Raw genomic sequence first — 22,196 nt, 5'->3', positions numbered from 1 at the left:
TTCAGACCGTCAGGGCCATATAAAACTGGGTGCCCTGCCCTGGCCTGGAATACACGCCCATGCGTCCACCATGCAGCTGGACGATCTCCTTGCACAGCGCCAGGCCGAGCCCCGCGCCGCCCTTTTTGCGTCCGACCTGGACGAAGGGTTCGAAGATCCGGCCCTGCTGGCCGTAGGCGATACCCTCGCCGTTGTCTTCAACGCTGATAATCACCCGTTCGCCGTGGCGTCGGGCCTGCAAACGGATCTGGCCGTCATCGTTGGTATGACGCATCGCATTGTCGATCAAGTTGTCCAAGACCCGGTCCAACTGCGCGGCGTCGGCATGCAGGCGCGGCAACGGTCCCTGGATCTCCACCAACAGCTCGACGCCCTTCGCTTCGGCCTGCTCGGCAAACCGCAGCCGGGCCGCGTCCAGCATTTGCTCGATGGAGCAAGGCGCCAGGGTGAGTTTCTGCAAGCCGTTCTGATAGCGGGAAAAGTTGAGCAGGTCGTTGATGAGCTGCATCAGCCGCTGCATTTCTTCATTGACCGTATTGAGCAGGTCCGCCTCGCGAGAGTCCTCGGGGAAATGCACGCGCTCCTGCAGCAGCCCGAATGCCATGTGCATGCCGGTCACGGGGGTGCGCAGCTCATGAGACGCCCGCAATACGAATTCGCTGCGTACGCGCTCGAAGGCGCGCTGTTCGGTGACGTCATGCAATACCATCACAGCCCCGAGAATCTGGCCCTGGGTATGGATGACCGGCGTCAGGCTGTACGTCAGCACGCGGGATTCGCCATCTACCTCAATGCTCAGGTCGTCTGGCGCGCGCTCTTGGGAACCGCCGCGCAGGACCACTTGCAGCTCGTCATCCAGCTCGATACGTCCAAGCGCCTCGCCCAATCCTTGGCCCAGGCGTTCCTGGTCCCAGCCGAGTTGCCGTTGGGCCACCGGATTGAGGTGCTCCAGCCGGCCCTGGCGGTCGATCATCAGCAGGCCGTCGTCAATGCTGTCGAGCACCGCTTGCAGGCGTTGCTGGCCAGCGAGCAGTTCATCGACATTGGTGGCCTGATGTTCGCGCAACGCCTGGGCCATGATGCCGAAACGCCGCGTCAGCAGGTTCAGTTCCGCCGCTGAGGAGATGGGCAGCGTCACCTCGAACTTGCCCTGCCCGATATCGTCCGCCGCGGCCGCCAGGGCCTCGATCGGCGCGCCGAAACGCCTGGCTATGCCGTGCGCGGTCACGAACCCGATGATCAGTACCGCCAGGCCCACCAGGCCCAGCAAGCTGGAAATCAGGAGAGCCCGTTCACGGGCGCGGTCCTGTGTATCGCTGATTTTGTTCAGTGCGTGTCGATAGCCATCGATCAAGCCGCCGCGCAGCACGTTGAACTTCTCTGTGAGGTCCTGATTGCTGCTCAGTGGCGTCGATTGTTGGAGAGACGCGTCGAAAGCCTGGATAAAACTGATGTAATCGGCTTTGGCGTGGCTGAAGCGGGCGGCTGAATCGTCCTGTTCTCGCTCATGGGCAATGCCCTCATCCAACAACTCGAAATATTGGCGCTTGGATTCTTCTAGCGCCGCCAGATCGGGTTTTTCATCGAGCATGATCATCAACTGATCGCCCAGCGTCTGGCGCAACTTGAGACCCAGGTCGAGCAGGATAAAGTTGTCGCGCACGGACTTTTCCTGGGTATTGGCCATCTGCATGACGCTGACAAGGCCCAGCAAAAGCCCCAGCAGCGCCACGGTAATCAGTGCCGAGATACTGAGGAACAGCCGTGTGCGCAGCTTCATCGCCAGTTTCATAAGGTGGCGCTCACAGGTTGTATTGCTTGCGTTTGCGGTACAGCGTAGACGCATCGATGCCCAGGGTCTTTGCCGCTTGGTCGAGGGTATCGGCGGTGGCCAACACCGCGCCTATGTGGGCCTTCTCCAGTTCGTCGAGACTCAGCGCGGCGCCGATTCGCGGGGCGTTGTTGACCGGTTGCTCGGCCATGCCCAAGTGGCTGATTTCGACTTTTTCCTGCGGACAAATGATGCTGGCCCGCTCGACCACGTTGCGCAGTTCGCGAATGTTGCCCGGCCAGCGATAACCCAGCAGTGCCTCGCGCGCTTCGTCGCTGAAGCCCCGGGCTGGGCGGGCGTATTCCTTGACGAAGCGCGCCAGGAAGCGATCAGCGAGGGTCAGGATGTCCTCGGCCCGCTCGCGCAATGGCGGCAGGTGCAAGGTAATGACGTTCAGGCGATACAGCAGGTCTTCGCGGAAACGTCCATCGCGCACCATGTCTTCGAGATTGAGATTGGTCGCTGCGAGGATCCGTACGTCGGCGCGACGGGTGACTGGGTCGCCTACCCGCTCGTATTCCTTGTCTTGAATAAAACGCAGCAACTTAGGTTGTAACGCGAGGGGAAAATCGCCGATTTCGTCAAGAAACAACGTCCCGCCATCGGCTTGGTTGACCCGCCCCAGTGTGCTCTCGCTGGCCCCGGTGAATGCGCCACGGCTGTGGCCGAACAACTCGCTCTCCATCAACTCGGTGGTCAACGACGGGCAGTTGATGGTGACGCAGGATTTCTTCGCGCGCTTGCTCCAGCCATGGATGGCCCGCGCCAGCTCACCCTTACCGGTGCCGGATTCCCCCAGGATAAGAATGTTGGCATCGGTGCTGGCGACCTGGCGGGCAGTTTCAAGCACGACTTTCATGGCCGGACTGTGGGAGTCGAGGCCGTCCTTCGGCTTGCGGATCTCGCCTTCCAAGGCTTCGAGCCTGGCGGATAACTGACGTACCTCCAATTGCTTGGCCGTCGCCAGGCGCAGTTGATCCGGGCTGCAAGGCTTGACCAGATAGTCGGCGGCCCCGGCCTGGATCGCATCGACAGCGGTGTCCACGGCGGAATGGGCGGTGACGATCACGACCCGCATCCACGGCGCCTGGATCCGCATCTGCGCCAGTACATCGAGACCATTGTCCTCGCCCAGTCGCAGGTCGAGAAAGCACAGGTCGAACACCTGGCGTTGCAGCAGCGCTTCGGCCTGGGCGGCGCTGTTGGCGGTGGCGACGGAATAGCCTTCGTCTTCAAGGCAATAACGGAAGGTACGCAGGATGGCGGACTCATCGTCCACCAGCAGAATGCGGCCTTGATGCTCAGTGGCGGATTCCATTTTTCCTACGCTCCTTAATGAATGATGATGATTAGTGTCAGAAAAATCGGGCAAGTTGCATGGTTCATTCTGGTCGAATATTACTCACCGAACAGGCTTCTGTGGACCTCTGGCGTCTAAAAGCCTGATTTTCATCTTTTTTTTCGCCCCGCCTGTAGCCTTCGGTTCGGTTCGCTCATTCCGACAGCCGTTTCCCACCTTCAATTCAAAAAAAGAATCTTGCGCTTCGCTTTCTCCGATTCGTGCATTACGCACGACTCCGCTCGGGCCCATCGTGCAGGATGCGCCCCGCATGCTTTGGCTTCACATGGTAACTATTTGATTTTGAACGGTTTTTAGCTGGTTATAATTCTGGCATGCGGACTGCAATATCCAGATCAACATGGCGTTAAAGCGCCTCAACCAGATCACCGCAAGGGTGGGGAGGAATTCCAGGATGAATCGTCAACGTGCCGCCCAATTTCGCATCACTGCCCTGTCCATCCAACAAGGGCTGTGGGCTGTCGTCGCACTGCTGATCACGCTTGTGGCGGGCCAACAACTGATGTTGTGGCATGGAAGCCAACAGCCGGAAGCGCCGCTGGTGTCGATTCAACGAGCTCCCCAAACGCATTTCAGTGCGGTCAGCAGCGTCGCCGAGGCGTCCGCCTCGATGCGAATGATGGAGGTCGACCAAACGCAGCCCCTTACCGACATGCCTCGTGAGGAGCGCTGGGTGTTCTAAACCCGATGGACCGGTCGTCCGTCGAGCCGGAACCAACACCGCTACACCCCAACTAAGTAGAAAAGCGTAAGGAGAATCATCATGTTGAGCTGGGCAATTACCTTCCTGATCATTGCCATCATCGCCGCGGTATTGGGCTTCGGTGGTATCGCAGGCACCGCCACGGGCATCGCCAAGATTCTCTTTGTCGTGTTCCTGGTGATGTTCATCGCTTCGTTCTTTTTTGGTCGTCGCGGCCGAGGCTGACCATGAACGCGTCATTAAAAGGACTGGCCGCCGCCCTGCTGTTGGGCGGCAGTGCCATGGCATTGGCTGCCAATGACGGACAGATGCGGGTCAATCAACTGCTTGAGGCCGACCCGCAGTACCGCCAGACCTGGCAGCAAGTGGTCAAAAAGGAAGAGCGTCTGCCCGAATGGGTGATGAACCTGACGGGCGATGCCGAACAGATGAATGCCGTCGAAGAGGATGGCGACAAGTATCTGGTAGGACCGCTGTGCGAAACCCAGGCAACTTGCCGGAGCAAACGCCTGTTCGTGGCGTTCAGTTTCGACAAAGACGAGGCCTATGCCTTGTTGGTCGAAGTGCCCGCGGGGCTGCCGGCAGACAAGTCGCCAACCCGTCATGCGGACTATCGCTTCCTCGGTAATCCCGACGAAGGTATGCAAGAACTGTTAATGGAACAGCTGAAAAAAGATCCGAATTGGTACTGAGACTTGAGAACGGGAAAGGCAGCCCTGCTTTTCTCTCTGCGAGGCCCGAGGAGGGCCGAAGCATGACCAGGGGGCTGGGACGCTCTGACCAAAAAGGGTCGGAGTGACCTACGGGCACAAGGGGTGCCTGCGAAAGGGCCGGGTCAGGTAAAAGCTGCGACGCAAGTTCGCGAAGTCTCGATGGCTTGGCGAACTTGCGGAGAGCTTGATGCTCACGTTAGAGCGGCTGGCTGTCTTTCCTGACAGAACCCGCCAGGCGCTGCGGCATATTGTCCTGATGGACGAATGTCACTGTTCCAACGCTGACCGTATATCGGAGAATGCGCCCGCCATTTCTCTTCCCGAGTGGACTCCAACGCTCGATCCTTTCATCGACGCTCCAGCAATCAGAGCAACGCACGGCCACGCTGAAATGGCCGGCTGACGGCGTTTATGCCTGCTGAAGTGGCGCTTTCGAACCGATTGGGGCGCACGTTTCACTTGGGAAATCTCATGCCGATTCGGCATGGGGTAGGCGGTTACGGCATTAGACGATCCCCCCTCGCGTGGCAATAGTTGCGCCTTTTTTCGCCTGCCAGTGAGCCGTCGTGGGCGCTCGGGTGACGTTATACGGGGGCAGCAGCACGACTTCGCATCGCCATCCTGGCCGTCCGTTGACGCTGCTGCCCGAGTCCAACTGAAGTAAGGGTAATGATATGAAGAAGGCAAGACTAAGCCTCGCCTGGCAGATCCTCATCGGTCTGGTGCTCGGGATTGCAATCGGTGCGCTGCTCAACCACTTCAGTGCCGAGAAGGCCTGGTGGATCAGCAACGTGCTGCAACCGGCTGGCGATATCTTTATCCGTCTGATCAAGATGATCGTGATCCCTATCGTGATCTCTTCGCTGATCGTCGGCATCGCCGGGGTCGGCGACGCCAAGAAACTCGGGCGGATCGGCTTCAAGACCATCATCTACTTTGAAATCGTCACGACCATCGCCATCGTCGTCGGCCTGTTGCTCGCGAACTTCTTCCAGCCGGGCAATGGCATCGACATGAGTACGCTGGGTACGGTGGATATTTCCAAGTACCAGGCCACGGCCGCCGAGGTCCAGCATGAGCATGCGTTCGTGCAGACGATCCTCAACCTGATCCCGTCGAACATCTTCGCCGCCGTCGCTCGCGGCGAGATGTTGCCGATCATTTTCTTCTCCGTCCTGTTCGGTCTCGGCTTGTCCAGCCTGCAATCTGACCTGCGTGATCCGCTGGTCAAGATGTTCCAGGGCGTGTCGGAGAGCATGTTCAAGGTTACCCACATGATCATGAGCTACGCGCCGATCGGCGTGTTCGCCCTGATCGCGGTGACCGTCGCCAACTTCGGTTTCGCTTCCCTGCTGCCGCTGGCGAAACTGGTCATCCTGGTTTATTTCGCCATTGCCTTCTTCGCCTTCGTGGTGCTGGGCCTGATCGCTCGCCTGTTCGGCTTCTCGGTGATCAAGCTGATGCGCATCTTCAAGGATGAGCTGGTGCTGGCCTACTCCACCGCCAGTTCCGAAACCGTGTTGCCACGGGTGATCGAGAAGATGGAAGCCTACGGTGCGCCGAAAGCCATTTGCAGCTTCGTGGTGCCCACCGGTTATTCGTTCAACCTCGACGGTTCGACCCTGTACCAGAGCATCGCGGCGATCTTCATTGCCCAGCTGTATGGCATCGACCTGTCCATCGGTCAGCAATTGATGCTGGTATTGACCTTGATGGTCACGTCCAAGGGCATTGCGGGTGTGCCGGGCGTATCGTTCGTAGTGCTGCTGGCCACCTTGGGCAGCGTTGGCATTCCGCTGGAAGGCCTGGCGTTCATTGCCGGTGTCGACCGCATCATGGACATGGCCCGTACGGCGCTGAACGTGATCGGCAACGCCCTGGCCGTGCTGGTCATTTCCCGCTGGGAAGGCATGTACGACGATGCCAAGGGCCAGCGCTACTGGAATTCCCTGCCGCACTGGCGCAGCAAGGAGCCGTTGCCAGCGGGGGAAACTTCCAGCCGCTGATTCCTGAAGGGCGTTCGGGTCACAAAAAACGTACCTCAACCCCCGGTATTGGTGGGAGCGAGCGTGCTCGCGATTGCGTCGCATCCGTCACCATTGTTGTTGACTGATACGCAGCCATCGCGAGCAAGCTCGCTCCCACAGGGCTCCATTGATCATCTATGCAGTGCCAACCAAACCCCGGAGAAATCCGGGGTTTGTCGTTTCTGCCAGCCCCGCTATCATTCGCGGCATCTTCCGGGGGATTAACCGATGCTCAATGGCCTGTGGCTTGGCTTCTTTATCGTGGCAGCCGTGTCGGCGCTGGCGCAGTGGTTGATCGGCGGCAACGCCGGGATCTTCGCCGCCATGGTGGAAAGCATCTTTGCCATGGCCAAGCTGTCGGTCGAAGTCATGGTCCTGCTGTTCGGTACCTTGACCCTGTGGCTGGGATTCCTGCGCATCGCTGAAAAAGCCGGCATCGTCGACTGGCTGGCCAAGGCCCTCGGCCCGCTGTTCCTGCGCTTGATGCCGGAAGTGCCTGCCGGCCACCCGGCGATCGGCCTGATCACCCTGAACTTCGCGGCCAACGGCCTTGGGCTGGACAACGCCGCCACGCCCATCGGCCTCAAGGCCATGCGCGCCCTGCAAGACCTCAATCCCAGTCCGACCATCGCCAGCAACGCGCAGATCCTGTTCCTGGTGCTGAACGCGTCGTCGTTGACCCTGCTGCCGGTCACGATCTTCATGTATCGCGCCCAGCAAGGCGCGCCGGACCCGACCCTGGTGTTCCTGCCGATCCTGCTCGCCACCAGCGCTTCGACCTTGATGGGGCTGCTGTCCGTGGCGTTCGTGCAACGTCTGCGCCTGTGGGATCCGGTGGTGCTGGCCTATCTGATTCCGGGTGCGCTGGCGCTGGGCGGCTTCATGGCGCTGTTGGCGACGCTCTCGGCCACTGCGCTGGCGGGGCTGTCGTCGATCCTGGGCAACCTGACGCTGTTCGGCTTGATCATCCTCTTCCTGGTGGTGGGCACGCTGCGCAAGGTCAAGGTGTACGAAACGTTCGTCGAAGGCGCGAAGGAAGGCTTCGACGTTGCCAAGAGCCTGTTGCCCTACCTGGTGGCGATGCTTTGTGCGGTGGGGGTGTTGCGGGCCTCGGGAGCGCTGGATTTCGGCCTCGACGGGATTCGCCACCTGGTGCAATGGGCTGGCCTGGACACGCGTTTTGTCGACGCGCTGCCGACGGCCATGGTCAAGCCGTTCTCCGGCAGCGCCGCCCGGGCGATGCTGATCGAAACCATGAAGACGTCCGGGGTGGACAGCTTCCCGTCCCTGGTGGCCGCGACCATCCAGGGCAGCACCGAAACCACCTTCTACGTACTGGCGGTCTATTTTGGCGCCGTGGGGATCCAGCGCGCGCGCCATGCGGTGGGTTGCGCGCTGCTGGCTGAATTGGCCGGGGTGGTGGCGGCTATCGGGGTTTGCTACTGGTTCTTTGGCTGACCGGCGGAGTGAGTTGCTCACGATAACGATGATCGGTTGACACATCTGTTGGATGTGCCGCCGTCATCGCGAGCAAGCTCGGCTCCCACAGGTCAAGTGTCTTCCCCTGAGGCCATGAACGCCGCAGATCCCCTGTGGGAGCGAGCTTGCTCGCGATAAGGTCCGAAGGACCTTCAGTTCGTCACCTCGAAACGCAGCACGCCAATCATCTGGCCATTTTCCGTCAGCACACGCACCTGCCACTTGCCCGTCGGGTTTTCCGGGAAATTCTGCTTGTGGGTCCACGCCCGATAGCCTTCCTTGCGTCCGCCATGGATGTCCAAGGCGATGCGGTCCACTTCTTTGCCGTTGAATTTCCAGACGTGGTAAATGCGCTCGTCGAGCCCTCGCGGGGCATTGATGGCGGTGTAGGCATACAGGCCATTGCTGCGGATCTGCGCCGCGCTGACTTGCTTGAGGCTGGCGCCCGGTGTGCGATCTTCCACTTGGGTGCTGATCGCCACTTCGGTCATCCATAGCGTCGCCGGTGGCACCCAGGAGCGCAGCACCCAGCCGGCGGCGCCAATCCCCAAGGTAATGCACAGGATGGCCAACGCGTTGCGCACGGTACGAATCGGAAAGATCGAGGCCAGGCTCGGGAACGACAACAACATGGCGATGCCCAGCGCCAGCTTGAAGCTCTGGTCGGTGGTCAGGTGCACGATCACCGGCAGCGCGGTGAGCAGGGCGGCAAACAGCGTCAGCGTGTGCAACGCCAGGAACGCCCAACGCCTAGGGGCCAGCCATTTGTAATACAGCGGGTCGGTGATCGAAATCAGCGCCGCGATCGTCAGCAGGCCGGTAAAGATCAGCTGGCTGCTGTTCCAAGTGGTCGTGATGAAGAAAAACGGCAGGACGAAAAACAGGCTTTCCTGGTGGATCATCTGCGTGGCGTAGCGCAACAGCGGCTGGGGTATTTCTCGTTTGAAGACCTTGGTGAACAACCGCGTCAGGGTGTTTTCCAGCATCAGCCAGAGCCAGCTCACCAACATGATGATGGTGATCCAGGTCGCCAGGCTCTGCTGGCGGTCCACCAGCATGAAACTGCCGACCCCGGAAACAAAACCGCCGAGCGCGATGACCCCTGGATAGCGCTTCATCAGTTCGAGGATGCGCTGGATTAAATGAGTCAGGTTCGGCATTCGGCGGTTTCACAGTAAGTCGTAGGAAATATCCCTGACAGAGTATCGCCAGGGCATCGATGTGACGAGCACTCTTGTGGTGAGTGAGATTTATCTGTGGCGAGGGGATTTATCCCCGGTGGGTTGCGAAGCAACCCTACAAACCCTTGAGTAAAACCGAGCCGTCCTTGATTGCGACTGCTTCGCAGTCGAACGGGGATAAATCCCCTCGCCACAAAATTATTCCTCGTGCGGTCGAGCCATGCGTCGTACCTGCCACATCACCACGCCGAGTAACACCAACCCCAGCAACCCACCCAGTCCCCAGACAAGCTGGTCATCACTGAGCAATGGCCTCTCGATGCGCAAATATCCCGGGTCCTTGAGCAGTTCGCGCAGGGCCTGGTTGGCCTGTTCCAGGCTGACGTCCTGCAGGCGCGCGGCGGGATTGGCGAAGCGGCCGTCTTCGTAGTCCCCGAGGGCGCTCCAGTAGTAATCCGCCAGGGCGCTGTTGCCTTGGACGGCCCAGGACTGGTGGGCAATGGCGGCGCGTTTTATCCGCACGAAACTCTCGGGATTCAGGCCGTCCTTGAGCAATGTGCTGCGCAGCTGTTCCAACGACTGTTCGGCCTGCGGCAGGTCCTCGCGGGCCAGGTCGGCGTTCAGGCTCATGAAACCCACGCCGCCGAGCACTTCCCGCTCCGTCCAAGGGCCGTAGGACAGGCCGTCGGCCAAGCGCAATTGGCGATAGAGTGCCCAATCCAGGTATTCCTTGAGCAAGTCGAAGGTTTCGTCGTGTTGCTCTTCCAACACCGGTTCCGGGAATAGCCAATGGAGCTTGGCGCCATTGCCGACCAGGCCTTGGATGAGGTTGCGCTTGGTGACCGCGCTGTAGCGGATCTGGGGCAGCGGTTCGTGGACACTGGGTTCGACCGGCTCGAGCTCGCCGAAGGTGCGCTCCAGATACGCCGGCAGCAATCGATCGAGGTCGCCGACCACGATCAAGGTCATATTGTTCGGCGCATACCAGGCCTTGCGCACCTGCTCGATTCGGGCGAGGGACAGATGTTCGACCTCGGCCCGTTCCTCGCAACGCAAGCCCAGCTCCACCGCCAGTTGATTGCTGGCCTTGTGGCCCAGGTCTTGATGGTCCAGCCAGCGTTGCAGGTGGGTGTAATGCCCGCCGTCCTCGCGTTCCACCACCCGCTTGGCCGCCGCCAGGGCCTTTTCATCGATGCGGGTTCGGGTCAACAGCGCCAGCAACAGGTCGAGGACCTTGCGTTGATTGCTCGCCGGCGCCTCGATGACAAACGTCGTATCGGCGTTGCTGGTAAAAGCGTTCCACTCGCCGCCAAGCGCCTGCATGCGTTCTTCCAGGCCGCCTTCGCCGCTGTCGTCGACGCCGCTGAACAGCAGATGTTCGAGCAGGTGCGGCAGCTCCTTGTCGGCACAATTGAAATCATCCAGGCCCACGCCCACCACCAGTCGAATCGCCACATGCCCGCGTTCCGTGCCGGGCTTGAGTATGAGCTGCATGCCGTTGGGCAACGCGTAGCCTTCAACCTGGAATCGATCCGCGGCGAACGCAGGCAAGGAACCAAACAAAAGCAAGGCGAACAACAGACAACGCATAGCGGGGCTTCCTGGCGGCTTATGAAGATCCATGGGGCCGGACTGGCTTCATCGCGAGCAGGCTCGCTCCCACCTTGATTTACGCTGTGTTCAGGACAGTGGGAGTTGTCTGGCTCGTGGTTGGCTGGAGACCCGGCCCCCTTTTAATGACTGACCAGGGCGCCAGTCGTTCACGGCGAATGGGTAATATCGGAAATTTCATCGGCGGCCAGCGCGCCAATCTCGGAGGTTTCCAGCACCACGTAGGCGCTGCCGCAGAACAGCGAGTTCAGGCGCCGCATGTCGGCGATCAGTTCCAGGTGCAGGGAGCTGGTCTCCAGGCTTTGCACGATCTTGCGCTGCAGGCGGCTGACGTGGGCATGGGCCATCCGCCGTTCCTGGGCGCGAAAACGCCGTTTCTCACGCAGCAGTTGGCGAGCGCTTTCCCGATCGGCACTGAGGAAAACCGACAGCCCCAACCGCAGGTTGGCGATCAGGTGGCTGTGCAGCCCCGCCAACTCTTCCAGCCCTACTTCGGAAAACGAGCGGCGTTGTGAGGTTTTCTGTTGCTGGACCTTGCGCAACATGCGTTCGATCAGGTCACTGGCCAGCTTGAGGTTGATGGCGAGTTCGATGATTTCCGCCCAGCGACGGCTGTCCTGCTCGCTGAGGTCTTCACGGGGCATTTGCGCCATGTAGAGCTTGATGGCGCTGCACAGCGCTTCGACGTCGTCGCTCATGCTGCGCACTTGCTGGGTGATCGCCGTTTGCTCGCCCCGCAGCACGCCGAGCATGGCTTCGAGCATGTTTTCGATCAGGTCGCCGATGCGCAAGGTTTCCCGGGCGGCGTTCGCCAGTGCCAGGCTCGGGGTAGCGAGGGCGGTGGGGTCCAGGTGTCGGGACGTGGCCTTGCCATTGGTTTCCGGACGTTCCGGCAGCAACCAGGCACAAAGCCTGGCCATCGGCCCGACGCTGGGCAACAGCACCAGGCAACGCACGGTGTTGTAGAGCAGGTGGAAACCAATCACGGTTTCCTGGGGGCTGAAATCCAGGCTGTCCAGCCAGCCCACCAGCGGATCGAGCACCGGAATGATCAGCAACAGGCCGATCAGCTTGTACAACAGGCTGCCCAGCGCCACCTGGCGGCCGGCGGCGTTCTGCATGCTGGTGCTGAGAAACGCCAGCACGCCGCTGCCGATGTTGGCGCCGATCACCAGGCCGATGGCCACCGGCAAACTGATCACCGCGGCGCCAGCCAGTGTCGCAGTCAGCAACACGGCCGCCAGGCTGGAATAGGAGATCATCGCGAACAGCGCACCGACCAAGGCATCGAGCAGGACGTCGCCGGTCAGCGAGGCGAAGATCACCTTCACGCCTTGGGCCTGGGTGATGGGCGCGGCGGCTTCGACGATGAGTTGCAGAGCCAGGATGATCAGGCCCAGCCCGATGCCGACCCGGCCCATTTGCCCGACGCGGGTCTGTTTGCGCGACAGGAAGAAAATCACCCCGAGAAAAATCAGCAGCGGCGACAGCCACGACAGGTCGAGGGTGAGCACCCGCGCCATCAGCGCGGTGCCGACATCGGCGCCCAGCATGGTCGCCAGGGCAGGGGTCAGCGCCATCAGGCCCTGGCCGACGAAGGAGGTGACGAGCATGGCCGTGGCGTTGCTGCTCTGGACCATGGCGGTCACCATGATGCCGGCGATAAACGCCAGCCAGCGGCGGGACATGTTCTGGCCAATGACATGGCGCAGGTTCGAGCCGTAGACCCGCAAGATGCCGGTACGGACGATATGCGTGCCCCAGATCAGCAGGGCCACGGCGGAGAGTAGATTCAGCAGGGTCAGCATGAGGAGCCCCCTGTTAGCGTCCCAAAGGGACAAATTGACGGTGCCACATCGTTTTACTTCTTGTACTTAAGCTGTAGTTGCCGAATGGTTCGGACGCCAGCATTGCACAGCTAAAGAAGCGTTTGAAACAAAACTGTCATAAAAACAGATTCCTCGAAAAACACCCCGAATCCCTGTGGGAGCGAGCTTGCTCGCGAAGGCGGCATCACATCCAACATCACCGGTTCAGGCAGACCGCTTTCGCGAGCAAGCTCGCTCCCACAGGTATTGCATCCGGCCGGTTTTCCATGGGCATGAAAAAGGGGCTCCCAAGAGCCCCTTCGTTCATTGCCCTACACCTCTACTGACCCGGAACATCCTTGCGCAGTTTCACCGGATCCTGCTGCTTGCGCTTGCGAGCAATGGCGGTGCGCATCTTGATGTTGATCGCTTCCACCGCCAGGGAGAACGCCATGGCGAAGTAGACGTAGCCTTTTGGCACGTGCACGTCGAACGACTCGGCGATCAGTACGGTACCGACCACCAGCAGGAACGACAGCGCCAGCATTTTCAGCGACGGGTGTTTGTCGATGAATTCGCTGATCGTGCCCGAGGCCAGCATCATCACCAGCACGGCGACGATGATCGCCGCGACCATGACCGGTACATGGGAGACCATGCCGACCGCGGTAATAACCGAGTCCAGGGAGAACACGATGTCGATGATCGCGATCTGGATGATGGTGTAGAGGAAGTTGCCGCCCTTGCCCGAAGGTTCGTCGCTGCTTTCATCTTCGCCTTCCAGCGCGTGGTACATCTCCTGGGAGCTTTTCCACAGCAGGAACAGGCCACCGAAGAACAGGATCAGGTCACGACCGGAAATGCCCTGGCCGAACACTTCGAACAAATCGGCGGTCAGGCGCATGACCCAGGTGATGGACAGCAGCAACAGGATCCGCGTGATCATCGCCAGCGCCAGGCCGAAAATCCGGGTGCGCGCCTGCATGTGCTTGGGCATGCGGCTGACCAGGATCGAGATCATGATGATGTTATCGATGCCCAGGACGATTTCCAGGGCGGTCAGGGTAAAGAAGGCAACCCAGATTTCCGGGTTGGTCAGCCATTCCATGTGAGTTCCTTTGAGCGAGTGTTAGGCCGCGCCGCGCCTCCGGTTACCCGGGGGGGCGACGCAGCGGGCATTGCTTTTATAGAGTGCTGAACAGCGGAAAAATCCCCATCAGCAAGGCGGCGAACATTATGCACAGGCAAACCAGCACTGCCCACTTCAAGGTGAAGCGTTGGTGATCGCCGAACTCGATACCGGCCAGGGCCACCAGCAGATAAGTCGACGGAACCAGCGGGCTCAGCAGATGGACGGGCTGGCCGACGATCGAAGCACGGGCCATTTCGACCGCGGTGATGCCGTAGTGGCTGGCCGCTTCGGCCAAAACTGGTAACACTCCGTAATAAAATGCATCGTTCGACATGAAGAACGTGAACGGCATGCTCACCAGCGCGGTGATGACCGCCAGGTAAGGACCGAGGAAGTCCGGGATGACCGCCAGCAGGCTCTTGGACATGGCATCGACCATGCCGGTGCCGGACAGGATGCCCGTGAAGATCCCCGCCGCGAAAATCAGCCCGACCACCGCCAGGACGCTGCCCGCGTGAGCGGCGACGCGGTCTTTCTGCTGTTGCAGGCACGGGTAGTTGACGATCATCGCGATACTGAACGCCACCATGAACAGCACGGGCAACGGCAGCAGGCCGGCAATCAGGGTGCACATCAACACCAGGGTCAGCGCGCCGTTGAACCAGATCAGCTTCGGACGGCGGGCGTCCGGGAACTGGGAAACACTGATTTCGCTATGGTCGATTTCATCGCCAGCCAAGTGCAGCTCACCCAGGCGGGCACGCTCGCGTTTGCCGTACATGTAGGCAATCGCCAGGATCGCCACGACGCCGGCCAACATGGCGGGAATCATCGGCACGAAGATGTCGGACGGATCGACATGCAGCGCACTGGCCGCCCGGGCGGTTGGCCCGCCCCAAGGGGTCATGTTCATCACGCCGCCGGCGAGGATGATCAAGCCGGCCATGATCCGTGGGCTCATGCCGATGCGGCTGTAGAGCGGCAGCATGGCGGCCACGCAGATCATATAAGTGGTCGCGCCGTCACCATCAAGGGAAACGACGAGCGCCAGGACGGCGGTACCGACCGAAACTTTCAAGGGGTCGCCCTTGACCAGCTTGAGGATCTTGCGCACGGCCGGGTCGAACAGGCCGGAGTCGATCATCAAGGCAAAATACAGAATGGCGAACATCAGCATCACCCCGGTCGGGGCGAGCTTGGTGATGCCTTCGAGCATCATCGGGCCGATCTTCGGCGCAAAACCACCGAACAGGGCAAACAGGATCGGGATGATGATCAGGGCGATCAGCGCGGACAGGCGCTTGGTCATGATCAGGAACATGAACGTGATGACCATGGCGAAGCCAAGGAAAGTCAGCATGGGAAATACTCCAGGCGTGGCGCGGCTATGAAATGCGAACCGGACAGGTCAGCGCAGGATGCAGAGCACGGGACGGACGGATGGAGTGGGTGCAGCGGGACAGGTAGCAGCGGACATCAGGATCACCATTGTTGTTGTTAAAAAGGCCGCACGAGCGTTTGGAAACTCGTTGTTGGCCAACCGGTCTGTTGCCGGTAGGTGAGGCGATCCTAATCGCGCAAGCTTTCAGCAGCCTTTCGCACGCCGACCGTATGACCAAACGCACGAAGTTCCTTTGTGGCGAGGGGATTTATCCCCGTTGGGGCGCGAAGCGGCCCCTGAGTTTCTCATCGCGTTATTTTCAGGAAAAATGCGTTCTGCCTTTTTGGGCCTGCTGCGCAGTCCAGCGGGGATAAATCCCCTCGCCACAAAAACAGTCAGGTTTTTGCTTCGAAGGCTGAAAGTTTCAACGGCCGCACCGCGCCCATCCAGATCGCATGTTCGGTGTGGTCCGCCAGGTCATCCCCGGTGTCGGGATGCAGAAAAACCACCAGGCCCTTGCGGTTGAGGGCCAGCCACGGCAAGACCACGCCGATGTACTGCGGTTCGAATGCCAGTTGGCAACTCCAGTCCGGGTGTGGGCCGACCGGCCGTTGGTGCACCCGACCCATTTCCAGCGGGAACAGTTGCGCGGCTTCCTCGCACAAGGCCCGCGCCTGGTCGAGTGTGTGGGCGTCGAAATAGACGTGGGCGTGATAGCCCTTGATCCGTTGCATCTGTCACTCCTTGCAAGACCAGCCGAACCCTCTCGGTTTACCGTGTGTCAGAGCCTTTACACGCGGGAAAAAAGGAAAACCAGCCATGAAAAACGCCGAAACCCCGGTCATCAAGGTGGTGCTCTATGGTGCCATGAGCAGCCTCGGCAGTGCGTTGATGGCTGAACTGCTGCGACGCCAGCATGAAATCATCGCCATCCTGGATGATCTCACGGCGTTGGCGCCGCGTCCGGGCCTGCGAGCCAAGACCGGCGACCTCTTCGACCCTGAGCGCGTGAAGCAGAGCGTCGCCGGTGCCAGCGCCGTGGTGTGCCTGTTGAATGCGCCGGGGCTGCCAATGAACAGCGAACAGGTGGAGCGCACGCTTATCCCTGGCCCGGTGGAACAGGTCCTGGCGGTGGATGCGCTGATTGCCGGCATGCAGGCGGTCAATATTCCGCGTTTATTCCTGGTTGGAAATTTCTCGGTGCTGGAGGAGGACTCCTCGGAAGACGACCTGCAGCGGCACGCCGCCGAAGAAATCCTCGATGCCCTGAAAAACAGCGCCTTGCAATGGACCCTCGTCAATGCGCCCTATGCCGTGCAGGGGCTGAGTATCGAGCATTTCAGCCACGTCAGCACCAGTCTGGAACCGGGCATGGCCGAGTCGTTGGAGCGCTTGAGTCGCGTGGCGGTTGGCATCGCCGATGAGCTGCGCCTGAACCTGCATGTGGGCGAGCACGTGAATTTCGTGCCCGCCGTTTAGTGCCCCCCGTGGCGAGGGAGCTTGCTCCCGCTGGGCCGCATAGCGGCTCCCTTAAAACGGATCGGCCCCTGGCTCAAACCGCAATCGACGGCAGCGGCAATCCCGTCAGCGACTCCGCACTATTGGCCTGTTCCTCCATCAACCAATCCACGAACAACTTGATCAACACTCCACGCCGTTTGCGTTGGGGCAAGACCACGTAATACCCCAGCCGCGACAGCACCGTTTCGGCGATCGGACGACACAGCAGCCCTTGCGCCAATAAGTTATCCACAAGGTGCCGCCAACCGATGGCGACGCCTTGGCCGCCGATTGCCGCCTGGATGAGCAGGGTGTAGTTGTCGAACCGCAGTTGCCCTGGCGCGGGTGGCGAGGTGATGCCCAGCTCTCGGAAAACCCCACTCCAGTCGAACCAGGCGCTGCTGTTGCCGCCACGCAGGTGCAGCAGCGGGAATTCCGACAGGGCTTGGGCCGGCAAGGGCAGGGGGCGTTCCTTGAGCAGCAGCGGGCTGCACACCGGAAAAACTTCTTCGCTGAAAAGCCAATGACTTTCGCCTTGCTTGAAGCGACCGTCGCCGAACAATACCGCAACGTCGATATCCGTACGGAGCATATTGTGGTTGCGTTCGCTGGTCACCAGGCTCACATCGACCTGCGGATTGGCTGCGTGAAACCGATGCAGGCGCGGCATCAGCCAATAGGCGGCGAACGCAAAATCCGTCGCCACTTGCAGCACTTCGTGCTGGTGCTGGGCGGTGATCGCGGTAAGCCCTGCGTCGATGCTCTGCAAACCGGCCTGCACCTGTTCGAACAGGATGGCGCCGGCCTCGGTCAGTTCGATGCCGCGATAGATGCGATCAAACAGCCGCGTGTCCAGTTGTTCCTCCAACCGCTTGATCTGCTGGCTGATGGCCGGTTGCGTGGTGCCTAGCTCAATCGCGGCCGCTGTAAAGCTCTGCTGGCGAGCCGCTGATTCGAAGGCGCGGAACAGGTCCAGCGACAGGTCACCCAAGGCGTCATACATAAGCTGTGCTTATCCTAGTCATTGTCTTGCATGGGCTTTACCCCAAAAGGCACGGGCTACATGCTCAATCGCAGCACTATCGCATAACTGCCCACTATGGAATGCCGCGAATACATGAAGCGCAAGAACATTCTTTTCATCATGGCCGATCAAATGGCCGCGCCAATGTTGCCGATCTACGGTCCGTCGCCGATCAAGTTGCCGAACCTGTCACGCCTGGCCGACCAAGGCGTGGTGTTCGACGCCGCGTATTGCAACAGCCCGCTCTGCGCGCCGTCGCGCTTTACGCTGGTGAGCGGGCAGTTGCCGAGCAAGATCGGCGCCTATGACAACGCGGCGGATTTCCCGGCGGACGTTCCAACCTACGCCCATTACCTGCGTCGCCTCGGTTATCGCACGGCGCTGTCCGGCAAGATGCATTTCTGCGGGCCGGACCAGTTGCACGGTTACGAAGAACGCCTGACCAGCGACATTTATCCGGCTGACTACGGCTGGGCCGTGAATTGGGACGAGCCGGATGTGCGGCCGAGCTGGTATCACAACATGTCGTCGGTCTTGCAGGCCGGACCGTGCGTGCGCACCAACCAGTTGGACTTCGATGAAGAAGTGGTCTTCAAGGCCCAGCAATACCTGTTCGACCACATCCGCGAGGACGGCGACCAGCCGTTTTGCCTGACGGTGTCGATGACTCACCCACACGATCCGTACACGATTCCCAAGGCGTTCTGGGATTTGTACGACGACAACGATATCCCTTTGCCAGAGACCCGGGCGCAAACCGAACTCGATCCACATTCCCAGCGCTTGCTCAAAGTCTATGATCTCTGGGACAAGCCGCTGCCTGTGGATAAGATTCGCGACGCCCGCCGCGCGTACTTCGGGGCGTGCAGCTACATCGACGGCAACGTCGGCAAGCTGCTGCAAACTCTCGAGGACACCGGATTGATCGATGACACCATCATCGTGTTCTCCGGCGATCACGGAGATATGCTCGGCGAAAAGGGGCTCTGGTACAAAATGCACTGGTTCGAAATGGCCGCCCGTGTGCCGTTGTTGATCAGCGCCCCAGGGCAGTTCGCCAGCGGCCGGGTTGGCGCGGCGGTGTCCACCGCCGACTTGCTGCCGACCCTGGTGGAACTGGCCGGCGGTACGCTTGAACCAGGTTTGCCGCTGGACGGTCGTTCGCTGGTGCCGCATCTGCAAGGGCAGGGCGGCCATGATGAGGTCTTCGGCGAATACATGGCCGAAGGCACGATCAGTCCGCTGATGATGATCCGTCGCGGTCCGTGGAAATTTATCTACAGCGAGGATGATCCTTGTCTGTTGTTCGATGTACGCAACGATCCCAAGGAAATGGAAAACCTCAGCCAGTCGCCCGGACATCAATCCCTGATGGCCGACTTTCTCGCCGAAGCGCGGGCGAAATGGGACATTCCAACGATCCATCAACAAGTGCTCGCCAGCCAGCGCCGTCGCCGTTTCGTTGCCCATGCGCTGACCTTGGGCAAGCTCAAGAGCTGGGATCACCAGCCGTTCGTAGACGCCAGCCAGCAATACATGCGCAACCACATCGACCTGGACGATCTGGAGCGCAAGGCCCGTTATCCACAACCCTGCCAATAAACCAATAACGTAAGGGGAAGCACATGCAAAAGTTATCCACAGTACTGGCCGCCGGGCTGTTGGCGTTGAGCAGTGTTTCGGCGTGGGCCGAGCAAAGCTGCGATACGGTCAAGATGGCTGACCCGGGCTGGAGCGACATCGCCGCGACCAACGCCATCACCGGTTTCCTGCTGGAAGGCATGGGTTACAAGCCCAAGGTCGATACGCTTGCAGTGCCGATCACGTTTGGCGGCCTGAAAGACGGCCAGGTCGATGTGTTCCTGGGTAACTGGATGCCGGCGCAGCAGGGCTTCTATGACAAATTCGTGGCCAACGGCGATGTCACGCAACTGGCCAAGAACCTTGATGGCACCGAATTCACCCTGGCGGTCCCGGATTATGTCTGGGATGCGGGTGTGCATAACTTTGCCGACCTGAACAAATTCGCCGACAAGTTCGATAAGAAGATCTACGGCATCGGCTCCGGCGCCCCGGCCAACCTTTCCCTGAAGGAAATCATCAAGACCAACGACTTCGGCATGGGTGACTGGAAGCTGGTGGAATCGAGCGAGCAGGCGATGTTGGCGGAAGTCTCCCGCGCAGTGAAAAAACAGAAGTTCGTGACCTTCCTCGGCTGGACCCCGCACCCGATGAACGTGCAGTTGAAGATGCATTACCTCAAGGGCGGCGAGAAATACTTCGGCGACACCGGCAGCGTGTACACGCTGACGCGCAAAGGTTATGCACAGGCCTGCCCGAACGTTGGCAAGCTGCTGACCAACCTGAGTTTCACCCAGGAAATGGAAAACAGCATCATGGCCGAGGTGGTGAACAAGAAAGTCAGCAACGCCGAAGCGGCCAAGGCCTGGATCAAGGCCAACCCGGCGGTGCTGGATAAATGGCTGGACGGCGTGAAGACCGTGGATGGCAAGGATGCGTTGGCTGCGGTGAAGGCCAAGCTCTAGGCATAATGGTGTGGCGAGCGGCTCTTGTGGCGAGGGGATTTATCCCCGTTGGGTTGCGAAGCGACCCCACTGTTTAGCCTCGGTGTGTCAGGACAACGGTGTTTAACTGTCCGGGGTCGCTTCGCAACCCAGCGGGGATAAATCCCCTCGCCACAGGAGAAAGGGAGCCTTGTCCTGATACCCTCGTTCGCAAACTCCATCCTTGAGGCCCCATGGCAATCCCCACGCGCCATTCACTCTTTCCCTTCTTGAGCTGGCTCCCACGGCAGACACGCGCCAGTGTCGGTCGCGACCTGGTGGTCGGCCTCAGCGGCGCGATCCTGGCGCTGCCGCAGTCCATCGCCTACGCCCTGATTGCCGGATTGCCGCCCGAATACGGGCTGTACGCGGCGATCGTGCCCGTGCTGATCGCCTGCCTGTGGGGTTCGTCGTGGCATTTGATCTGCGGTCCTACGGCGGCCATCTCCATCGTCCTATACGCTACGGTCAGTCCCCTGGCCGTGCCTGCTTCCCAGGACTACATCACACTGATCCTGTTGCTGACGGTCTTGGCCGGTATTTTCCAGTGGCTGCTCGGGTTGCTGCGGTTCGGGGCGCTGGTCAATTTCGTCTCGCATTCGGTGGTGCTGGGTTTCACCCTGGGCGCGGCGGTTGTCATCGCCTTGGGTCAACTGCCGAATCTGCTAGGCCTGGACCTGCCGAACGAAGCCACGGCGTTGAAAAGCCTGCTCATGTTGGTCAGCCACATCGGGGCTGTGGATAAACCTTCGCTGGTGCTGGGTTTAGGGACGCTGGTCCTGGGCATCGTCCTCAAACGCTTGCTACCGCGCTGGCCGAGCCTGTTGATAACGTTGGTCATCAGCAGCCTGGTGGTCTGGGCCTGGCCGGCGATGTTCGGGCATGTGGCGTTGGTCAGCGCCTTTACCGGGCGCCTGCCACCGTTCACGCCGTTGCCACTGGACCTGGAGCTGATCTTGCGTCTGCTGCCCGGTGCCGTGGCGGTGGGCATGCTCGGGCTGGTAACCAGCCTGTCCATCGCTCGCTCGTTGTCGGTCCGCTCGGGGCAATTGCTCGATGCGAATCAGGAAGTCAGGGCGCAAGGCCTTTCCAATATCGTTGGAGGATTTTTCGCCGGGTCATTATCAGCCGGTTCCTTCACCCGTTCCGGTCTCAGTTATGAGGCTGGCGCCTGCTCGCCCCTGGCCGGGGTGTTCTCGGCGCTGTGGGTGGCACTGTTTGCCGTGGCCGGCGCGAAACTTATCGCGCACATTCCGATTCCCGCCATGGCCGGTAGCATCTTGCTGATTGCCTGGGGCCTGGTGGACCACCGGGGCATCCGTGCGCTACACCGGGTAAGCCGCTCCGAATTCCTGGTCATGGGCCTGACCTGCCTGGCCACGCTGCTGCTGGAACTGCAAACCGCCATCTATGCCGGCGTACTCGCTTCGCTGTTTTTCTACCTCAAGCGCACCTCGCAGCCGCGCGTGCACCATAGTCGCGAAGGCGAGGCGGACGTCCTGCGGGTGGGTGGCTCGATCTTTTTCGGCGCCAGTCATTATTTGCAGGTGCGTTTACAGCGTTTGCAGGCGCAGCGGGTGGTGATCGATGCCCAGCAGATCAACTTCATCGATTATTCCGGCGTGGAAATGCTCCACCAGGAAGCCCGGCGGTTGCGCGGCCAGGGGCGCAGCCTGACCTTGCGTGGGGCAAGGTCGCAGGTGGTGGAGGAGTTGTTGAAGCTGGAAGGACCGGACAAATGCCCGATCCACTTCGAGGGTTGAAGAGTGGAGGAGCTTATGGCGCATAGGTCTGTAGGTTTACACACCTGTGGCGAGGGGATTTATCCCCGCTGGGGCGCGAAGCGGCCCCGCTTTCTGGGGACTGCTTCGCAGTCCAGCGG

General features: G+C 60.5%; 19 protein-coding genes. 10 read left to right on the top strand and 9 right to left on the bottom strand.

The genetic code is table 11. The features are described from left to right. Position 1 precedes the first annotated feature (1 nt). Together JMN22_RS00285 and algB are read right to left on the bottom strand one after the other, a co-directional pair. Entirely contained in the window at positions 2-1,792 is a 1,791-nt protein-coding gene (locus tag JMN22_RS00285; RefSeq protein WP_030138984.1) for a KinB sensor domain-containing domain, read from the bottom strand. Between the two features lie 10 nt (positions 1,793-1,802). Continuing rightward, positions 1,803-3,149 (bottom strand): sigma-54-dependent response regulator transcription factor AlgB, encoded by a 1,347-nt coding sequence (gene algB / locus JMN22_RS00280; protein WP_030138983.1) that lies wholly within the window; start codon positions 3,147-3,149, stop codon positions 1,803-1,805. Between the two features lie 436 nt (positions 3,150-3,585). On the opposite strand from algB, the gene JMN22_RS00275 reads away from it, so the two are divergent. The 6 genes from JMN22_RS00275 (at position 3,586) to JMN22_RS00250 (ending at position 8,092) form a co-directional block, all read left to right on the top strand. After that, positions 3,586-3,873, top strand: a complete 288-nt coding sequence (locus tag JMN22_RS00275) for a hypothetical protein (RefSeq protein WP_198796120.1) — start codon at positions 3,586-3,588, stop codon at positions 3,871-3,873. A gap of 81 nt (positions 3,874-3,954) precedes the next feature. Then, positions 3,955-4,119 (top strand): DUF1328 domain-containing protein, encoded by a 165-nt coding sequence (locus JMN22_RS00270; RefSeq protein WP_003177151.1) that lies wholly within the window; start codon positions 3,955-3,957, stop codon positions 4,117-4,119. A gap of 2 nt (positions 4,120-4,121) precedes the next feature. Further along, positions 4,122-4,586 (top strand): inhibitor of vertebrate lysozyme family protein, encoded by a 465-nt coding sequence (locus tag JMN22_RS00265; protein WP_198796119.1) that lies wholly within the window; start codon positions 4,122-4,124, stop codon positions 4,584-4,586. A gap of 208 nt (positions 4,587-4,794) precedes the next feature. Next, entirely contained in the window at positions 4,795-5,010 is a 216-nt protein-coding gene (locus JMN22_RS00260; RefSeq protein ID WP_030138980.1) for a hypothetical protein, read from the top strand. A gap of 271 nt (positions 5,011-5,281) precedes the next feature. Further along, positions 5,282-6,613 carry a glutamate/aspartate:proton symporter GltP gene (gltP, locus tag JMN22_RS00255; RefSeq protein ID WP_030138979.1) on the top strand — a complete coding sequence of 444 codons (1,332 nt, stop codon included), beginning with the start codon at positions 5,282-5,284 and terminating at the stop codon, positions 6,611-6,613. Between the two features lie 249 nt (positions 6,614-6,862). Then, positions 6,863-8,092, top strand: a complete 1,230-nt coding sequence (locus JMN22_RS00250; RefSeq protein WP_030138978.1) for a nucleoside recognition domain-containing protein — start codon at positions 6,863-6,865, stop codon at positions 8,090-8,092. Between the two features lie 173 nt (positions 8,093-8,265). Here the strand turns inward: JMN22_RS00250 and JMN22_RS00245 are convergent, their stop codons facing one another. The 6 genes from JMN22_RS00245 to JMN22_RS00220 all read right to left on the bottom strand — a co-directional run bounded on the left by JMN22_RS00245 (position 8,266) and on the right by JMN22_RS00220 (position 15,960). Then, positions 8,266-9,273 carry a DUF5924 family protein gene (locus tag JMN22_RS00245; protein WP_030138977.1) on the bottom strand — a complete coding sequence of 336 codons (1,008 nt, stop codon included), beginning with the start codon at positions 9,271-9,273 and terminating at the stop codon, positions 8,266-8,268. A gap of 219 nt (positions 9,274-9,492) precedes the next feature. Beyond that, on the bottom strand, positions 9,493-10,884 hold the full coding sequence (locus tag JMN22_RS00240) for a M16 family metallopeptidase (protein ID WP_198796118.1): 1,392 nt from the start codon (positions 10,882-10,884) through the stop codon (positions 9,493-9,495). Positions 10,885-11,054: 170 nt separating this feature from the next. Beyond that, the gene (locus JMN22_RS00235) at positions 11,055-12,713 is read right to left on the bottom strand and encodes a Na/Pi cotransporter family protein (RefSeq protein WP_030138975.1); all 1,659 of its coding nucleotides are present in this window, start codon (positions 12,711-12,713) and stop codon (positions 11,055-11,057) included. Positions 12,714-13,053: 340 nt separating this feature from the next. Continuing rightward, positions 13,054-13,821, bottom strand: a complete 768-nt coding sequence (locus tag JMN22_RS00230) for a TerC family protein (protein WP_030138974.1) — start codon at positions 13,819-13,821, stop codon at positions 13,054-13,056. Between the two features lie 76 nt (positions 13,822-13,897). Further along, the gene (locus JMN22_RS00225; protein WP_030138973.1) at positions 13,898-15,205 is read right to left on the bottom strand and encodes a CitMHS family transporter; all 1,308 of its coding nucleotides are present in this window, start codon (positions 15,203-15,205) and stop codon (positions 13,898-13,900) included. Positions 15,206-15,621: 416 nt separating this feature from the next. After that, positions 15,622-15,960 (bottom strand): DOPA 4,5-dioxygenase family protein, encoded by a 339-nt coding sequence (locus tag JMN22_RS00220; protein WP_198796117.1) that lies wholly within the window; start codon positions 15,958-15,960, stop codon positions 15,622-15,624. An 85-nt stretch (positions 15,961-16,045) separates the two neighbouring features. Between JMN22_RS00220 and JMN22_RS00215 the strand changes: the two genes are divergently transcribed. Beyond that, entirely contained in the window at positions 16,046-16,705 is a 660-nt protein-coding gene (locus JMN22_RS00215) for an NAD(P)-dependent oxidoreductase (RefSeq protein WP_198796116.1), read from the top strand. A 73-nt stretch (positions 16,706-16,778) separates the two neighbouring features. Here JMN22_RS00215 and JMN22_RS00210 read toward each other — a convergent pair whose 3' ends face one another. Further along, positions 16,779-17,729 carry a choline sulfate utilization transcriptional regulator gene (locus JMN22_RS00210; RefSeq protein ID WP_198796115.1) on the bottom strand — a complete coding sequence of 317 codons (951 nt, stop codon included), beginning with the start codon at positions 17,727-17,729 and terminating at the stop codon, positions 16,779-16,781. Positions 17,730-17,843: 114 nt separating this feature from the next. Between JMN22_RS00210 and betC the strand changes: the two genes are divergently transcribed. From betC to JMN22_RS00195, 3 genes are all read left to right on the top strand, one after another. Continuing rightward, positions 17,844-19,352, top strand: a complete 1,509-nt coding sequence (gene betC, locus JMN22_RS00205; RefSeq protein ID WP_198796114.1) for a choline-sulfatase — start codon at positions 17,844-17,846, stop codon at positions 19,350-19,352. Between the two features lie 23 nt (positions 19,353-19,375). Then, positions 19,376-20,296: a choline ABC transporter substrate-binding protein gene (locus JMN22_RS00200; RefSeq protein ID WP_198796113.1), complete on the top strand. Its 921-nt coding sequence runs from the start codon at positions 19,376-19,378 to the stop codon at positions 20,294-20,296. A 212-nt stretch (positions 20,297-20,508) separates the two neighbouring features. Further along, a complete protein-coding gene (locus JMN22_RS00195) occupies positions 20,509-22,077 on the top strand; it encodes a SulP family inorganic anion transporter (protein WP_198796112.1) in 1,569 nt (522 codons plus the stop codon). The last annotated feature ends 119 nt before the right edge of the window (positions 22,078-22,196 follow it).

This window comes from Pseudomonas sp. HB05 (assembly GCF_016756915.1).
Lineage (GTDB): Bacteria > Pseudomonadota > Gammaproteobacteria > Pseudomonadales > Pseudomonadaceae > Aquipseudomonas > Aquipseudomonas alvandae.
The sequence above is the reverse complement of the archived record's forward strand: the minus strand, read 5'-3'. Positions and strand labels throughout refer to the sequence as shown.

What these genes read in the sequence shown, in the direction of transcription:
- JMN22_RS00285 (WP_030138984.1), bottom strand. Translation starts at nt 1,792, where the DNA reads ATGAAACTGGCGATGAAGCTGCGCACACGGCTGTTCCTCAGTATCTCG.
- JMN22_RS00225 (WP_030138973.1), bottom strand. Translation starts at nt 15,205, where the DNA reads ATGCTGACTTTCCTTGGCTTCGCCATGGTCATCACGTTCATGTTCCTG.
- JMN22_RS00245 (WP_030138977.1), bottom strand. Translation starts at nt 9,273, where the DNA reads ATGCCGAACCTGACTCATTTAATCCAGCGCATCCTCGAACTGATGAAG.
- JMN22_RS00210 (WP_198796115.1), bottom strand. Translation starts at nt 17,729, where the DNA reads ATGTATGACGCCTTGGGTGACCTGTCGCTGGACCTGTTCCGCGCCTTC.
- gltP (WP_030138979.1), top strand. Translation starts at nt 5,282, where the DNA reads ATGAAGAAGGCAAGACTAAGCCTCGCCTGGCAGATCCTCATCGGTCTG.
- JMN22_RS00275 (WP_198796120.1), top strand. Translation starts at nt 3,586, where the DNA reads ATGAATCGTCAACGTGCCGCCCAATTTCGCATCACTGCCCTGTCCATC.
- JMN22_RS00200 (WP_198796113.1), top strand. Translation starts at nt 19,376, where the DNA reads ATGCAAAAGTTATCCACAGTACTGGCCGCCGGGCTGTTGGCGTTGAGC.
- JMN22_RS00260 (WP_030138980.1), top strand. Translation starts at nt 4,795, where the DNA reads ATGCTCACGTTAGAGCGGCTGGCTGTCTTTCCTGACAGAACCCGCCAG.
- JMN22_RS00240 (WP_198796118.1), bottom strand. Translation starts at nt 10,884, where the DNA reads ATGCGTTGTCTGTTGTTCGCCTTGCTTTTGTTTGGTTCCTTGCCTGCG.
- JMN22_RS00265 (WP_198796119.1), top strand. Translation starts at nt 4,122, where the DNA reads ATGAACGCGTCATTAAAAGGACTGGCCGCCGCCCTGCTGTTGGGCGGC.
- betC (WP_198796114.1), top strand. Translation starts at nt 17,844, where the DNA reads ATGAAGCGCAAGAACATTCTTTTCATCATGGCCGATCAAATGGCCGCG.
- JMN22_RS00235 (WP_030138975.1), bottom strand. Translation starts at nt 12,713, where the DNA reads ATGCTGACCCTGCTGAATCTACTCTCCGCCGTGGCCCTGCTGATCTGG.
- JMN22_RS00220 (WP_198796117.1), bottom strand. Translation starts at nt 15,960, where the DNA reads ATGCAACGGATCAAGGGCTATCACGCCCACGTCTATTTCGACGCCCAC.
- JMN22_RS00215 (WP_198796116.1), top strand. Translation starts at nt 16,046, where the DNA reads ATGAAAAACGCCGAAACCCCGGTCATCAAGGTGGTGCTCTATGGTGCC.
- JMN22_RS00270 (WP_003177151.1), top strand. Translation starts at nt 3,955, where the DNA reads ATGTTGAGCTGGGCAATTACCTTCCTGATCATTGCCATCATCGCCGCG.
- JMN22_RS00230 (WP_030138974.1), bottom strand. Translation starts at nt 13,821, where the DNA reads ATGGAATGGCTGACCAACCCGGAAATCTGGGTTGCCTTCTTTACCCTG.
- JMN22_RS00250 (WP_030138978.1), top strand. Translation starts at nt 6,863, where the DNA reads ATGCTCAATGGCCTGTGGCTTGGCTTCTTTATCGTGGCAGCCGTGTCG.
- algB (WP_030138983.1), bottom strand. Translation starts at nt 3,149, where the DNA reads ATGGAATCCGCCACTGAGCATCAAGGCCGCATTCTGCTGGTGGACGAT.
- JMN22_RS00195 (WP_198796112.1), top strand. Translation starts at nt 20,509, where the DNA reads ATGGCAATCCCCACGCGCCATTCACTCTTTCCCTTCTTGAGCTGGCTC.